General features: G+C 41.8%; 17 protein-coding genes. 7 read left to right on the top strand and 10 right to left on the bottom strand.

Annotation, left to right across the window (positions count from 1 at the left end):
* Positions 1-540 precede the first annotated feature (540 nt).
* Together Q0L00_RS17300 and Q0L00_RS17295 are read left to right on the top strand one after the other, a co-directional pair.
* Entirely contained in the window at positions 541-1,539 is a 999-nt protein-coding gene (locus Q0L00_RS17300; RefSeq protein ID WP_297338149.1) for a 6-bladed beta-propeller, read from the top strand.
* Positions 1,540-1,617: 78 nt separating this feature from the next.
* The gene (locus Q0L00_RS17295; RefSeq protein ID WP_297338148.1) at positions 1,618-1,857 is read left to right on the top strand and encodes a type II toxin-antitoxin system ParD family antitoxin; all 240 of its coding nucleotides are present in this window, start codon (positions 1,618-1,620) and stop codon (positions 1,855-1,857) included.
* A gap of 106 nt (positions 1,858-1,963) precedes the next feature.
* On the opposite strand, the gene Q0L00_RS17290 is transcribed toward Q0L00_RS17295, so the two are convergent.
* The 10 genes from Q0L00_RS17290 to Q0L00_RS17245 all read right to left on the bottom strand — a co-directional run bounded on the left by Q0L00_RS17290 (position 1,964) and on the right by Q0L00_RS17245 (position 10,198).
* Positions 1,964-2,218, bottom strand: coding sequence for a Txe/YoeB family addiction module toxin (locus Q0L00_RS17290; RefSeq protein WP_297338147.1), 255 nt, complete (start codon positions 2,216-2,218; stop codon positions 1,964-1,966).
* A complete protein-coding gene (locus Q0L00_RS17285; protein WP_297338146.1) occupies positions 2,215-2,466 on the bottom strand; it encodes a type II toxin-antitoxin system Phd/YefM family antitoxin in 252 nt (83 codons plus the stop codon). Before Q0L00_RS17285 ends, Q0L00_RS17290 begins: the two co-directional genes overlap by 4 nt.
* An 80-nt stretch (positions 2,467-2,546) precedes the next feature.
* Positions 2,547-3,566, bottom strand: a complete 1,020-nt coding sequence (gene aroF, locus Q0L00_RS17280; RefSeq protein ID WP_297338145.1) for a 3-deoxy-7-phosphoheptulonate synthase — start codon at positions 3,564-3,566, stop codon at positions 2,547-2,549.
* A gap of 87 nt (positions 3,567-3,653) precedes the next feature.
* Positions 3,654-4,427, bottom strand: coding sequence for a tryptophan synthase subunit alpha (trpA, locus tag Q0L00_RS17275; protein WP_297338144.1), 774 nt, complete (start codon positions 4,425-4,427; stop codon positions 3,654-3,656).
* A 90-nt stretch (positions 4,428-4,517) separates the two neighbouring features.
* Positions 4,518-5,696 carry a tryptophan synthase subunit beta gene (gene trpB / locus Q0L00_RS17270; RefSeq protein ID WP_297338143.1) on the bottom strand — a complete coding sequence of 393 codons (1,179 nt, stop codon included), beginning with the start codon at positions 5,694-5,696 and terminating at the stop codon, positions 4,518-4,520.
* A 12-nt stretch (positions 5,697-5,708) separates the two neighbouring features.
* Positions 5,709-6,347, bottom strand: coding sequence for a phosphoribosylanthranilate isomerase (locus Q0L00_RS17265; RefSeq protein WP_297338142.1), 639 nt, complete (start codon positions 6,345-6,347; stop codon positions 5,709-5,711).
* The gene (gene trpC / locus Q0L00_RS17260) at positions 6,347-7,162 is read right to left on the bottom strand and encodes an indole-3-glycerol phosphate synthase TrpC (protein WP_297338141.1); all 816 of its coding nucleotides are present in this window, start codon (positions 7,160-7,162) and stop codon (positions 6,347-6,349) included. The genes Q0L00_RS17265 and trpC overlap by 1 nt, the downstream gene beginning before the upstream one ends.
* Positions 7,163-7,171: 9 nt before the next feature.
* Positions 7,172-8,182, bottom strand: a complete 1,011-nt coding sequence (trpD, locus tag Q0L00_RS17255) for an anthranilate phosphoribosyltransferase (RefSeq protein ID WP_297338140.1) — start codon at positions 8,180-8,182, stop codon at positions 7,172-7,174.
* Positions 8,183-8,206: 24 nt separating this feature from the next.
* Positions 8,207-8,773, bottom strand: coding sequence for an aminodeoxychorismate/anthranilate synthase component II (locus tag Q0L00_RS17250; RefSeq protein ID WP_297338139.1), 567 nt, complete (start codon positions 8,771-8,773; stop codon positions 8,207-8,209).
* Between the two features lie 12 nt (positions 8,774-8,785).
* Complete coding sequence (locus Q0L00_RS17245; protein ID WP_297338138.1) at positions 8,786-10,198, bottom strand: anthranilate synthase component I family protein; 1,413 nt, start codon at positions 10,196-10,198, stop codon at positions 8,786-8,788.
* Positions 10,199-10,519: 321 nt separating this feature from the next.
* On the opposite strand from Q0L00_RS17245, the gene Q0L00_RS17240 reads away from it, so the two are divergent.
* The 5 genes from Q0L00_RS17240 (at position 10,520) to Q0L00_RS17220 (ending at position 13,898) form a co-directional block, all read left to right on the top strand.
* The gene (locus Q0L00_RS17240; protein WP_297338137.1) at positions 10,520-11,068 is read left to right on the top strand and encodes a hypothetical protein; all 549 of its coding nucleotides are present in this window, start codon (positions 10,520-10,522) and stop codon (positions 11,066-11,068) included.
* Between the two features lie 22 nt (positions 11,069-11,090).
* On the top strand, positions 11,091-11,318 hold the full coding sequence (locus Q0L00_RS17235; RefSeq protein WP_297338136.1) for a hypothetical protein: 228 nt from the start codon (positions 11,091-11,093) through the stop codon (positions 11,316-11,318).
* Positions 11,319-11,388: 70 nt separating this feature from the next.
* A complete protein-coding gene (locus Q0L00_RS17230; RefSeq protein ID WP_297338135.1) occupies positions 11,389-12,492 on the top strand; it encodes a Gfo/Idh/MocA family oxidoreductase in 1,104 nt (367 codons plus the stop codon).
* A gap of 37 nt (positions 12,493-12,529) precedes the next feature.
* Complete coding sequence (locus Q0L00_RS17225; RefSeq protein WP_297338134.1) at positions 12,530-12,901, top strand: VOC family protein; 372 nt, start codon at positions 12,530-12,532, stop codon at positions 12,899-12,901.
* 28 nt (positions 12,902-12,929) lie between these two features.
* Positions 12,930-13,898, top strand: a complete 969-nt coding sequence (locus tag Q0L00_RS17220) for an NAD(P)-dependent alcohol dehydrogenase (RefSeq protein ID WP_297338133.1) — start codon at positions 12,930-12,932, stop codon at positions 13,896-13,898.
* The last annotated feature ends 2 nt before the right edge of the window (positions 13,899-13,900 follow it).

The following is a 13,900-nucleotide window of genomic DNA, read 5'->3' as shown; positions in this document are numbered from 1 at the left end:
GTGTTCGGGACTTGCACCCTATAGCTATCGCCCATGCTGGGCACACCGAAAAAAGCCCATTCCGCAATTGGAATAGGCTTCGATATCGTTCACAAAAAACCATACTCATCCCATTCCTTCATTGAAGCGGATAGTGAGAGTGATGAATATAGGTTCTTGGGGTTGGATTCACGCTGTGAATTTACAAATGTAAATGGCCTTACACAAGCCTATTTTACAAATGGCCAAAAGTTTCTGGTTTTGAGATTGGAAAGCGGGAACTAGGAAGCCTTTTGAGGCATCCCAAATTTCAAATAAATCAAATCTTGTTCCTTAGCGGAGATCAAACCTCTAGTAATCGACAAGTTTTCCTTTTGAATTCATCGGGTCAGGGTTTTAGCAAAAATCCCAAATTCCTCGGCGATTTCTTTTCTGGATTTTAAAAAAGGAATTCTATTTCTAACATTGAAATTAACAATTTTATTCCAAGAAATGCAGAGAAAGCTTCTACCATTCTTAAGTTACATTTTCTTCCAATTTTATTCTTGTGAAAACAATTCATTGAAAAATACCGAAAAATCTTCACCAAAACAACCCAATTTCCAGTTGCTGGCAGAACTTCAGGATAATTTATCTTTACTGGGAAGCCCTTTATCTTTTGACATCATAGAGGAGGGTAGGATTGTCCTGACTGATCTGAACTCGCCCAAAATGATCATTTACGATCAAGGTGGAAATCAAGAAAAAGTAATTCAGGCCGAAGGAAATGGTCCTTTGCAGTTTCAGAATCCCTCCATCGTAAAGTACTACAATGGGAAAATTTATCTTTGGTGTAGTCAACAATTAAAACTCATCACTTATACTCCAGACGGTGATCCGATAGAAGAATTTAAAATTTTTGATCGAGCCATTAGTAATTTTACCCCTTTTGAAGACAAACTCATCGCCTACACCAAAGGTGGCTATATGGACTCATATATCCAAGTCTATGATTTAGGTTTAGGGAAATTAGAAAAAAGCCTGGGTGAAGTCAGTAATGAACAAGTGTTGTTAGATATTTTTTCCTGCTCGGGAGGGATAGATTTAAAAAACAATGATTTGATTTACATCGCTTCGGATGAGCTTAAAATCAACAAGTTTGACCTTACTACTATGCAATCTATCGAAGAAACAAGCCTTACAGATGAGGAATTTCAGGTTGGAGAAATCAAAACCAACCCGGTGGATATGGTCAATTCGGATTTTAATCAGGCAGTGAAGTTCATCAATGAAAATAGCACTGTTACGGGGATTTACGCTTTAGATAAAGGGATGGTTTTGGTATCCGAAGTGGGATATTACGAAGGCGATGCTCAAAAGGGGATCACCAACAGTTCGAATAGATTTGATAAGTACTACGTCTTAAATGATAATTTTGACCTGACCCAAGTCTATAAATCCAATAAAATTTTGGGAGCAAGTCCTTGCCTGATGACTACAACAGGAAATTCCCTTTATCAACTTATACAAGGTCAAAAAGAAAATGATGAAGGTTTTGTAATCAAAACTATTGATTTTTAATTGATCCTTTCAGCATCAAAACCTAAGATATTGAAAGTGATTCAATTTTGATGGATTTTTACATCAAATAAAAGAACCATGGCAAGACAAAGTATTTCACTGACGGAACCAAATGATGAATGGCTAAAAGCACAAGTGGAAAATCAGGAATATAGCAGTAAAAGGGAACTGGTTAATGATTTGATTCGACAGGCAAGAAAGCAACAGGCAGAAATTGATTGGCTGAGAGCCAAATTAGAAAAAGCCGAAAATAGCGGCTTTACCAATCGTACCAAGGACCAAATCTTGAAGGAAGCCAAGAAATTGATCAATGGCTGAATATAAATTAAGCCAAGAGGCAAAAAACTATTCCAATTTATTTTTTGAATTAGAAAATTTGGCAGAGCTAAAGACGAGTGGATAGGAAAGAACTTTCTCAATTTCGTTAATAATGATACTTGCAGGCAATAATCAATAATTCTGAATTTTGATAAGAGTAAACCAGGCGGTGTTCACCATCAATCCTCCTAGACCAGAATCCCTGTAAATCGTGTTTGAGCGGTTCAGGATTTCCAATTCCATGAAAGGGATCTCTAAGAGACGCTTTAATTAGTTCATTAATACGTTTGAGTTTTTTCTTGTCGATTCGTTGCCAATACAGGTAATCGTTCCAAGCAGTAAGCGTCCAAACAATTCTCATTCTTCAATCAAAGGTCTTTCAATGATTTTTCCCGCTTTAGCTTCTTTAAGGGACTTCATAAGTACATCCCTGTTTTTACCACTGAGCAAATAGCTAGTTTCTTTGAGCGCATTGTATTCATCCAAGGATATCAAGACCAAGTCTCGGTTGTCTTTCCTTTTTATAATCACTTCCTCCAGATCATCTACCACCAGATCAAACCATTTCTTCAAGTTCACCCTCAAGTCCGTGTAGTTTACTACTTTCATAGCCAAATATTTTTATAAATGTACTTAATTCAGTACGTAAATAAAATAATTCAAGTTTCCTTAAAGATAGAATCACGCCCTTAAAGCAAATCAAACCCTTTCCGCATCGCAAAACTTTCCCGAATCCAAGCAGCCAATCGTGCGCTTTGCGCAAAATCTAAGGTCTGCTGTCCATCCGAATAGGCTTTTTCCGGTATTTCATGAGATTCATAGATGATACCATCAGCCCCAGCCATCACTCCGGCTAAGGCCATCTGTGGCACATAGGCACGAATCCCAATTCCATGAGAAGGGTCTACGATCACCGGAAGATGGGACTTGGCTTTGAGAATTGGAATAGCATTAAGATCCAAGGTGTTTCGAGATGCCTTTTCGTAGGTTCGGATGCCGCGCTCACATAAAATCAGCTTTTCATTTCCTCCGGAGAACACATACTCCGCAGACTGTAGCAATTCCTCAATTGTTCCAGAAATTCCACGCTTGATCATGACAGCTTTGTCCACTTTTCCAAGTTCGTCCAGCAGGTTGAAATTCTGAGAATTTCGCGCCCCTACTTGATAGATATCTACATACGGATACATTTCCTCGATTTGGGAAGTTTGCATCACTTCGGTGACGATCTTCACCCCGGCTTCGGAGGCGATAGAATGCCAAAGTTTCAAACCATCGATACCCATTCCCCGAAAGGCATACGGGGAAGTTCGGGGTTTGAAGACCCCGCCGCGCATCATACGGATTCCGTTTTCTACGCAATGGTTGACTACGTTACGAATTTGATCCTCAGACTCAATGGAGCAGGGCCCGGTGATGATGGCCATTTCTCCGTCTTTGATAAAAACTCCGTCTCCCAAGTCCACGGAAGTAGGTTTTGCTTTCCATTTTTTGGAGACCAGTTTATATTCGTCAGAGACGATATGAATATCTCGAATACCATCAAGCTGGCCGATTTTACGGATATCAAATTCTTTTTTTCCGATGCCGATGATGTAATCCCCCAGTTGGGTTTTTACTTCGGTAGTTTTATAGCCGATTCCATTGACCTTTTCGATCAGGGTTTCCTTTTGCTTGGAAGAAATATCGGGTTGTAGTTGGATAATCATGGGGAAATGTACGAGTTACGAATTTTGAATTACGAGATTGCAACTAGATAGTGAACTTTTCCAAAGTTTAAAATTTTGGAAAAGGTATTATCGAATTACTGATTGAATGTAATCCTGAATATCTTGAGATTGATTTTGTGATTCTTTGATTTTCTTAATGAACGCAGAACCGATAATGGCTCCGTGACTATAAGTTGAAGCGATGCTAAAGGTCTCTGCATCGGAAATGCCAAAGCCTATCAGCCGGGGATTTTTAAGGTTCATCTCCTGTACGCGTTTGAAATAAGCGATTTGCTCTTCGCTGATTCCACTTTTTGCTCCTGTGATCGAATGCGAGGAAACCATGTAAATAAATCCATCGGTGTTTTCATCGATTTCCCGAATCCGCTTTTCGGAGGTCTGAGGTGAAATCAGAAAAGTATTGACCAATCCGTATTCCTCAAATACGCTTTTGTACTCATCCAAATACTGCTGCATGGGCAAGTCGGGAAGAATCAATCCATCAATCCCGACCTCCTTGCACTTTTTGCAAAAGTCCTCCATTCCAAACTGAATAATGGGATTCAAATACCCCATCAAAACCACAGGAATATGGATTTTGGCACGGAAGCCTTTCAGTTGCTCAAAAAGCTTCCTCATGCTCATGCCATTATCTAAGGCAATCTTATTGCTATCCTGAATGGTCGGACCATCGGCAATCGGATCAGAATAAGGCACGCCAATCTCGATAATATCGGCACCGCCTGCCTGAATGGCTTCCATCACAGGAAGGGTATCTTCCAAATGAGGAAATCCAGCCGTGAAATAGATCGAGAGTACTCGATCCTTCTTGTTGTTAAATAAATAGTGTATGCGATTCATGGATTTTTTGTTTGATGTCCTGTGTCAGATGTCCGACGTATATTGTACTGGTATACATCGTTCATCCGAAATCCAACATCGGACTTTTAATCAGTATCCTCCCCACTTAATATACGTCTCCAGATCCTTGTCTCCCCGACCGGAAAGGTTGATTACAATCACATCGTCCTTTCGGTATTCAATCATATTTAGCGCATGGATAGCATGAGCGGTTTCGATGGCTGGAATGATTCCCTCGGTGCGGCTGAGTAAGATTCCAGCTTTCATCGCATCCTCATCCTCAACAGCCACAAATTCTGCCCGACCTATTTCATGTAAATGCGCATGAACCGGTCCGATTCCGGGATAATCCAATCCGGCAGAAATGGAATGTGGCTCGACCACTTGTCCATCTTCGGTTTGCATCAGAATCGTCTTCGAACCATGCAAAATACCCGGTGTACCCAAAATAGTGGTTGCCGCAGACTTCCCACTGCTAACTCCCAATCCTGCAGCCTCCGCGGCAATCAATCGGACTTCGGGGGTATTGTAATAATGATAAAATGCTCCTGCGGCATTGGACCCTCCACCGACACAGGCAATCACCAAATCCGGATTTTCACGTCCTTCTTTCTCTTTCAACTGCCATTTCATTTCCTCCGATATCACCGATTGAAAGCGAGCCACCATCTCCGGATAGGGATGCGGACCTACTACCGAACCAATGATGTAATGCGTATCCACGGGATTATTGATCCACTGACGCATGGCTTCATTGGTGGCATCCTTGAGTGTGCGCGAACCGGAAGTTGCCGGTACCACTTTCGCACCGAGAATCTTCATCCGTTCTACATTGGGTTTTTGCCGTTCAATGTCTAACTCCCCCATATAAACCGTGCAATCCATCCCCATCAAGGCACAAACCGTAGCCGTAGCCACACCGTGTTGACCTGCTCCAGTCTCAGCGATAATTCGCTTTTTCCCAAGCTTTTTGGCCAAAATGATTTGACCCACAGTATTATTCACTTTATGCGCTCCGGTATGGCAGAGGTCCTCACGCTTTAAGTAAATTTTGGCTCCGAATTTTTCTGAAAGCCGATTGGCAAAATAAAGTGGTGTCGGCCTTCCCACAAAATCTCGCAACAACAACTGAAACTCCTTCTGAAATTCCTCAGAAGCCACAATAGACTCGTAATTTTCCCTCAGCTCCTCGATATTGGGATGGAGCATTTCAGGAATGTACGCACCCCCAAAATTGCCATAAAACCCCTTTTCGTCCACTCTGATCATATCTTCTCCCGTTTAAATCGCCTCTAGTGAAAGAAGCTTTTGTTTAAATTTTTTCAGTTTTTCAATATTTTTCAAACCCGGTACATCTTCAAATTTTGAGTTCAAATCTACCCCTTCGAGTTGAGGGATTTGCTGGCGCAAAGCTGCAATTTCCTCCACACATTCTTCATCCAAACCCCCACTCAAGAGAAAGCCTTTGTCGAAGGGATAAGTTTCCAAAACAGACCAATCAAATTTTTGCCCGGATCCGCCATGCGCTTTTGTCGCTGTATCGAAAAGAAACTTACTCACATAAGGCAGGTAAGCTACCAAACTTTTCCAATCAATTTTTTCCGAAACGGAAACTACTTTCCAAAGCTCGCAGGAAGTTCGTTCCGAAAGTTTTTCGACAAATTCTGCCGATTCATTTCCATGAAGCTGAATGGCCGAAAGCTGAAATAAGCCTACTTTTCTGAGAATTTCATCTTCAGTCTCATTGACAAAAACCCCGACTTTTTTCACCGCAATTTCTTTCAATTCTGTCGCTCGATCCTCGGAAACATAGCGCGGGGATTTGGGATAAAAGATCAATCCCATCCAATCCGGCTTCACCTCAGCGATCAAGCTTTGGATATTTCCCAACTCACGCATGCCACAGACTTTGATTTCCATTAGGATTCGGAGAGTTCGCTAGCTGCCATTCGTTTAAATTCCTTGATAAAGTTAAAGGCGGCCTGCTCCGGACGACTGGATTTCATAAAGTTTTCCCCAATCAAAAATCCATCAAAACCCGCTTTTTTCAATTGGATCAAAGTCTTTGGATCAGAAATACCACTTTCGGAAATTTTGATAAAGGAATCCGGAATCGCAGTCACCAGCTCCAATGAAGTATCAATGGAGACTTCGAAAGTTTTCAGGTTTCGATTATTCACCCCCACCAAATCCACGCCATCATTCAAGCTTTTTTCTAATTCTTCTCCATCATGCACTTCGAGCAAAACCTCCATGCCCATGCTTTTGGCAAAATAGGCCAAGGACTTTAATTTCTCCGGTTCCAATGCAGCCGCAATCAATAGTATGCAGTCTGCACCGATGGATTTGGCTTCGATGATTTGATATTCATCCACCACAAAGTCTTTTCGGAGAATCGGACAGAAATTGAATTTTCTCGCAATTTTCAAATCATCATTACTACCTCCGAAGTATTCCTGATCGGTCAAAATAGACAAGGCCGAAGCTCCAGCCTGCATGTAACCGATACTGACCTGCTCCACTGAAGCTGAGCCATTTATCATTCCTTTGGAAGGTGATTTACGCTTAAACTCTGCAATAATTCCCGATTTCTCCGGGTCAGTCACATACTTTTTCATCGAAACCACCTTGCCATCAAAAAAGGCGCTTTTTTCCAGAAGTTTGACGGGAATCAAGCTCTTTCGCTCAGCTACTTCCTGATATTTATCTGTAATTATTTTTTCTAAAATATTCATAATCAATGTTTAAGCAAATGAAACAGAAGTTTTTGGATTGACTAACCCATTAAAGACATCAAGTGCCTTACCGCTCATCAAGACTTCTCTTGCCCGGACCACTGCCTCTGCAAAGGTTAACGATGGATTTGCAGTGACTAATGCAGCTGCCGAATTGGCTAAAACGACTTCATTTTGAGGGTTAGTTCCTTTTCCTTTAAGGATGTTTTCGAAAATTTTAGCAGATTCCTGAACCGTTGCTCCCCCTTTAATTTCTGCTGCCTTTAGCTTAGAAAGACCGATCTGCTCCGGATTAAAAAGCTTTTCCCCTGAATTAGAAATCATTTTAAAATCTCCTGTAAGCGAAATTTCATCATAACCATCCAAAGCATGAAGAATGGAAAATTGCGCATCACTTTCCTGATAGAGGTAAGCATAAAGACGGGCTAACTCTAAACTGAATACGCCGACCAATTGCTTTTTGGGAAAGCTCGGATTCACCATTGGACCTAGCATGTTAAAAAAGGTTTTGACGCCGAGTTCTTTTCGAATCGGAGCCACATTCCTCATCGCGGGATGGAATAGCGGGGCATGCAGAAAGCAAATCCCTACCTGGTCAAGCGAACGTCTGATTTCGCTAATATCATGGGTAAACTCATAGCCAAAATAAGCCAACAAATTTGATGAGCCGCAAATTGAAGAAACTCCTGTGTTGCCATGTTTGGCAACATGTTGACCGGCACCTGCGACGACAAAAGAAGAAAGTGTTGAGATATTAAACGTATCCTTTCCATCCCCTCCTGTGCCGCATAAATCCATAGCGTCATATTCAGAAATCTGGACTGGAACACAGAGTTCGAGCATAGCTTCCCTAAACCCACGCAACTCCTCGACCGTAATCGAACGCATCAGGTATACGGTCATAAATGCAGCCACTTGAGAGGAATTGTATGCCCCCGTCGCCAGGTTTTTGAGTACTTCCCTGGCTTGGCCTTGACTCAGTGTTTTATGCTCAATCAGTTGATTTAAAATCTCTTTCATTTTAGGAATGATTTTGGGCAGAATTCAGGATTCCAACCAGTTTTGAATGATTCTAACTCCATTTTCGGTCAGGATACTTTCCGGATGAAACTGAACTCCACGTACTGCAAACTGTTTGTGGCGAACGGCCATGATTTGTTGATCGGGAGTTCTTGCGATCACTTCTAAATTTGATGAAAGGGTAGATTCATCGATGACCCAAGAATGATATCTTCCAATGGGAAAAGTATTGGGGATTCCCTCAAAAAGCAAATCTTTTTCCACCTCCACAGCAGAAGCTACGCCATGTAAAACTTCAGAAAGATTAATCAAACTTCCGCCAAAAGCTTCGCCAATCGCCTGATGGCCTAGGCAAACTCCCAAGATAGATTTTTCGGCTGAATATCGTTGGAGCAGTTCAGGCATGATTCCCGCTTCCGAGGGGACTCCCGGACCGGGGGAAAGTAGAATTTTATCGTAATGAGCAACGTCTTCAATCGAAATTTTATCATTTCGAAAGACATCCATGTGATCTCCATAGCCCAGCTGTCGAATAATATACACCAGGTTATAAGTGAAGGAGTCGTAATTATCAAGTACCAGTATTTTCATGGTTCAATAGGTTCAAATAGTTTCAGCAGCTCGAAGGGCTACTCTTAATGCTTCCAATTTATTGGCTACTTCTTGAAGCTCGGAGGGGATGGAAGATTTGGCCACCACGCCAGCACCCGCCTGGAATCGCAGTTGATTATTTTCTGATACAAAGGATCTTATCAAAATGGCATGATTGAAATCACCGTTAAAACCTAAGTAACCAATCGCTCCTCCGTAAAACTGCCGGCTGATGTTTTCTAACTCATCAATGAGTTCCATTGCTCGGTATTTGGGAGCACCTGAGAGCGTTCCGGCAGGAAAAGTATCCGCTACAAGTTGAAGGGGATTGGTTCCTTCTGGCAATTCTCCGGTCACCTTGGATACCAAATGAATGACATGGGAATAGTATTGGATTTCTTTAAAAACGTCCACGTTAACTACATCTGAGGAACGAGAAAGGTCATTTCGGGCCAGATCCACTAGCATCACATGTTCTGAATTTTCCTTGGGATCATCAAAAAGCTTTTTTGCCAATTCTGCATCATCTTCATCATTTCCTGTGCGTCGGAATGTTCCAGCAATGGGAAAAATGGTGGCCTTTCGGTTTTTGACCACGATTTGTGCTTCTGGCGAACTTCCAAATACCTTGAAAGAACCATAGTCAAAATAGAATAGATAAGGAGATGGATTGACCGAACGCAAGGCACGATAGACATTGAATTCATCCCCTTTAAATTCAGTGGTAAAGCGTCTGGAAAGCACAATTTGGAAGACATCCCCCCGGAAACAATGTTCCCGACCTTGATTCAGGATTTTGAGAAACTCCTCGTCGGTGTAGTTGGAAACTTCCTCCCCTACTTTTTTGAAGGAATAGGCGGGAATATTTTTATTGTTAAGTAATTGCTCTATTTCAGGCATGTATTCGGGATTTTCCGCCCCAGCTACTCGATGCTCAAATAGATGCAATTCATTTTTGTAATGATCCACCACAATGATATTTTGATACATGGAGTAGTCCATCATCGGGATTTCATTGGGCTGAGTTTTACTTAGCTTGATATCCTCAAACCAGCCCACGGTATCATACTGGATGTAGCCAAAAAGTCCATTGGTACTAAACTTAAATTTATCCGGAGTAGGATCAAATTTATTCCCAAATGCTCTCAAATGATCCATTAGCGGTTTTTCTGAAGTTACTTCATAAGCTAATTCATCTCCATTAGGCAACTTCTCAGAGACCTTTCCATTGTTGAAAGAAAAAGTCGCCAGCGGGTTAAAGCAGATGTAAGAGTAACTATTCTCTTGACCATGATAATCGGAGCTTTCCAACAAAATGGGATTGGCAAATCGATCTCGAATTTGAAGATAAATACTCACCGGAGTGATCGTATCAGCCAGTCGCTTTTTGTAAGTGGTCAGAATCGGAAATTTAACGTGGTTCATGGGTGGTTAATTTTAGACATAAAAAAAGGCTTACCGGGGAAACCAGTAAGCCAATTATATAGTTCTTGCTTTCAATTTTAGGCAAGGGCTTTCTGTGCTTTCCCCGGGAAAGTTTCAGTATGCCACCACCAATAGTTGTTTGCAGTTGTTTTCATAAGACTTCGGCAAATTTAGGAAGGGAACCGAAAAGAAAAAGCAAATTCAACATATTTTGATCATTTTTTTTTCAATCCACAATCATGGACTTGAAATCCTCAATTTGGCACCGAAAACTTTCTTATTTGCTCCTGCGTAAAAACTTTGAATCCAAACTCTTTGACCATGAAATCCAAAACCATCCTCTCGACAGCTGTACTCCTTCTCTCTTGTTATTGGGTAAAGGCACAAAGTTCCTCTACTTGGGAAATCCCGATGATTGAAGTTAATTATCAAAATCCTAAAGGGGAAGAGGCTAAATTAAAAGTTGATCCGGGATTTCGCTATGCCGAATTGGAGTCAGAAGAAAAGAATTATCGTCTTTTTTACCATCGCAATAGGCCTTTCATTAAAGATATCCGTATCGTGGATCAAATGTCTGATCTTCAAGTTGCCCGAGGAAGGGGTGGGTTTTTCTTTGGCAATGCGAGAATTGAGTTTCAAGATGGTTCGGAGATCAAATTAAAGCGAAAAAAATCAGCTAATGGGTATGAAATTACTGGAACCTATGGACCGGTTTTTTTGGTCAAAAACCACGCTTTTACCCCTACAAAAACCTATGAGGAAAGTGATTTTTTAGCTCAGGCCATGTTTTTATTTCGAAGAATCCAAGAAACCCAAAATCCCCCTACAGCAGTCATTTATCAAAATAATGCGATCACATCCAATCGCTAATTTGTAGTTTTACAAGAAAATCATGGCCAAAGCGATTGCACAGTATTTTAAGCGCATTTTTGACGATTATCAGGTTTTAGTGATGGTGAACCCTGAAGATTTCACCGGAACCGAACTCATCGTCCATCCAGATGGGAAAATCGAAAAAACAGAAATGGAATTTGATGAAGAGATTTTTGAGGATTTAGCCGAGGATGAATTTCAGCCCTGCGGGGCATTGGAATTTCAGCTGCTTTTGGCGAAAAGTTGAACTTCAGAGGCTAATCAGGGCATTAAACCTCAAAATACCCTAACTTAAACCTGTAAAAAGAATCCTTTCCATGAAGAAAAGTCTATCCCTATTTGTTTTCTTGTTTTACATCCCTATTGCCTTAGCGCTAGGGCAAGAAAAAAAACTCAAATTAGCTGTTGCCGGCCTCACCCACGGCCATGTAGGCTGGGTCCTTTCAGCTATTGATCGGGGCGATTTTGAATTGGTAGGAATTTCCGAATCAAATCAGGAATTAGCAGAAAAATATGCTCGTCAATACGGGTTTTCAATGGATTTGGTCTTTGAGGATTTGGAAAAAATGCTGAAAGAAACCCAACCCGAGGCGGTGACTGCCTTTGGAAATACCTTTGACCATCTTAAAATCGTCCAAGCCGCTGCTCCACGAGGCATTCACGTCATGGTTGAAAAACCGCTTGCAGTCAGTTTAGAGCATGCCCAAGAAATGGCAAATCTGGCCAAAAAACATCAGATTCACCTACTCACCAATTACGAAACAAGCTGGTATCCAACCAATCACCAAGCCAAGGAAATCTTGGAATCAGGCGAATTTGGCAAAGCAATAAAAGTCATCGTCCGAGACGGGCACAGAGGTCCCAAAAAAATCGGGGTCGGCCCGGAGTTTTTAGAATGGCTGACCGATCCCAAACTCAACGGTGGTGGTGCTTTGATGGACTTTGGCTGCTATGGAGCAAATCTGATGACCTGGCTTACAAATGGGGAGCGCCCCCTGTCTGTCACCGCCATCACTCAGCAGCTCCAGCCTGAAAATAATCCTAAGGTAGAGGATGATGCCACGATCATCGTCAACTATCCGGACAAGCAATTGATCATTCAAGCTTCTTGGAACTGGCCCATGGGCAGAAAAGACATGGAAATCTATGCGGAAAAAGGCGCTCTTTACGCGGATAATCGAAATCAACTTCGAACTCGATTGGCAGAGGGCTATGATGGTTTTCAAGAAGAAACCGTTGAACTACCCGAACTCGACCCTCCTTATCCCGATCCTTTTTTATTACTAAAAGCTGTTGTCAGAAAAGAGATTCAACTTCCTGAATTTGACCTTTATTCCTTGGAAAATAACCTGATCGTGATGGAAATCTTGGATGCTGCTAAGGAAAGTGCCGAGAAAGGGAAAACGGTGTTACTCGATTAAAATAACTTAAATTTCAAAACCCAAACTCCCCACGCTTATGAAACTCGGCGCCTTTTCCATTAGCCTATCCGTCAAAAACCTCCAAGCCTCCAAGGAATTTTATGAACACCTAGGGTTTAGCGTTTTTGCTGGAAGCGAAAAACAAAACTACCTCATCATGAAAAATGAGCAGACCTTGATCGGTCTTTTTCATGAAATGTTTAAAAAAAACATCCTCACCTTCAATCCAGGTTGGGATCAAAATGCGGGACTAGTCGAAAACTTTGATGATATAAGAAGTATCCAAAATGAACTCCAATCCAAAGGCATCAAGCTCGCCCAAGAAACTGATCCAACTGTCAGTGGGCCAGGGAGTATTCTTTTCTTTGATCCCGATGGCAATGCCATTTTGATCGATCAACATATTTGAGAGCGGATCATTCTTTTTAACTTTACTTATGAAAGCTGTTTACCGGACAGAATACACTGATTTTTCAGCAATCTCCATTAAAGAACTCCCGATTCCCGAGCCGAAATCTGATGAAGTTCAAATCAAAGTTTTGGCCTGCTCGGTAAACCGAACAGACCTTGCAGTTTTGACAGGCTGGCCATGGATTATGCGGCTTTTTGTAGGATGGCCCAGACCCCGAAACCCGATTCCGGGAACCGATTTTACTGGTAAAGTCACTAAGGTGGGAAATCTAGTCAGTGACTTTGAAGAGGGCGAAATGGTCTGGGGAATGAAAGACAATGGGATAGGAAGTCATGCAGAGTATTTTTGCACCAAGGCTTTTAATCATATCCAAAAACTTCCAGCAGATCTAGATCCAATCATTGCCGCTGCGTGTATTGAAGGAGCCCATTACGCCATCAATTTTATCAATAAACTCGACTTACAACCTGAGGACAGAGCCTTGGTTATCGGCGGAACGGGTGGAATTGGTTCGGCTGCAATTCAGCTTCTCAAAGCCAAGCGTATCCATGTGACCGCGGTAAGCTTAGGTCAGGCGGATCGGGTGAAAGCCTTAGGTGCTGATCGGGTAATTGATGGATCCAAGGAAAACTTTTTGGAATGCGGAGAACAATTTCACGCCATTTTGGACTCGGTAGGGAAAAGTAGATTTACGATTTGCAGGCCCTTACTCTTTCCAAAAGGATCCTATCTTTCATCCGAGTTAGGCCCTAATTGGGAAAATATTTTCCTTTCACTGATTACCCCCATTTTAAGCAAGAAAAAAGTCATTTTCCCCATTCCGCAAGACCTACAAGGATCGCTTTCACTGATGAGCGAACTTCTGCTTAAAAAGCAGTTCAATCCCTTGATTGATCGGGTGATTTCATTGGCTGAAATCCAGGAAGCCTATTCCTATGTTTCTCAAGGAAAGAAAATCGGAAACGTCATCGTAAAAATGGACCCTGAAATTTGATC

Origin of the sequence: Algoriphagus sp. (assembly GCF_024305035.1) — a bacterium.
Classification (GTDB): Bacteria; Bacteroidota; Bacteroidia; order Cytophagales; family Cyclobacteriaceae; genus Algoriphagus.
The sequence above is the reverse complement of the archived record's forward strand: the minus strand, read 5'-3'. Positions and strand labels throughout refer to the sequence as shown.

Excerpts from the sequence above, each read along its gene's own strand:
- Q0L00_RS17295 (WP_297338148.1), top strand. The coding sequence starts at position 1,618 with ATGGCAAGACAAAGTATTTCACTGACGGAACCAAATGATGAATGGCTA.
- Q0L00_RS17290 (WP_297338147.1), bottom strand. The coding sequence starts at position 2,218 with ATGAGAATTGTTTGGACGCTTACTGCTTGGAACGATTACCTGTATTGG.
- Q0L00_RS17285 (WP_297338146.1), bottom strand. The coding sequence starts at position 2,466 with ATGAAAGTAGTAAACTACACGGACTTGAGGGTGAACTTGAAGAAATGG.
- aroF (WP_297338145.1), bottom strand. The coding sequence starts at position 3,566 with ATGATTATCCAACTACAACCCGATATTTCTTCCAAGCAAAAGGAAACC.
- trpA (WP_297338144.1), bottom strand. The coding sequence starts at position 4,427 with ATGAATCGCATACACTATTTATTTAACAACAAGAAGGATCGAGTACTC.
- trpB (WP_297338143.1), bottom strand. The coding sequence starts at position 5,696 with ATGATCAGAGTGGACGAAAAGGGGTTTTATGGCAATTTTGGGGGTGCG.
- Q0L00_RS17265 (WP_297338142.1), bottom strand. The coding sequence starts at position 6,347 with ATGGAAATCAAAGTCTGTGGCATGCGTGAGTTGGGAAATATCCAAAGC.
- trpC (WP_297338141.1), bottom strand. The coding sequence starts at position 7,162 with ATGAATATTTTAGAAAAAATAATTACAGATAAATATCAGGAAGTAGCT.
- trpD (WP_297338140.1), bottom strand. The coding sequence starts at position 8,182 with ATGAAAGAGATTTTAAATCAACTGATTGAGCATAAAACACTGAGTCAA.
- Q0L00_RS17250 (WP_297338139.1), bottom strand. The coding sequence starts at position 8,773 with ATGAAAATACTGGTACTTGATAATTACGACTCCTTCACTTATAACCTG.
- Q0L00_RS17245 (WP_297338138.1), bottom strand. The coding sequence starts at position 10,198 with ATGAACCACGTTAAATTTCCGATTCTGACCACTTACAAAAAGCGACTG.
- Q0L00_RS17240 (WP_297338137.1), top strand. The coding sequence starts at position 10,520 with ATGAAATCCAAAACCATCCTCTCGACAGCTGTACTCCTTCTCTCTTGT.
- Q0L00_RS17235 (WP_297338136.1), top strand. The coding sequence starts at position 11,091 with ATGGCCAAAGCGATTGCACAGTATTTTAAGCGCATTTTTGACGATTAT.
- Q0L00_RS17230 (WP_297338135.1), top strand. The coding sequence starts at position 11,389 with ATGAAGAAAAGTCTATCCCTATTTGTTTTCTTGTTTTACATCCCTATT.
- Q0L00_RS17225 (WP_297338134.1), top strand. The coding sequence starts at position 12,530 with ATGAAACTCGGCGCCTTTTCCATTAGCCTATCCGTCAAAAACCTCCAA.
- Q0L00_RS17220 (WP_297338133.1), top strand. The coding sequence starts at position 12,930 with ATGAAAGCTGTTTACCGGACAGAATACACTGATTTTTCAGCAATCTCC.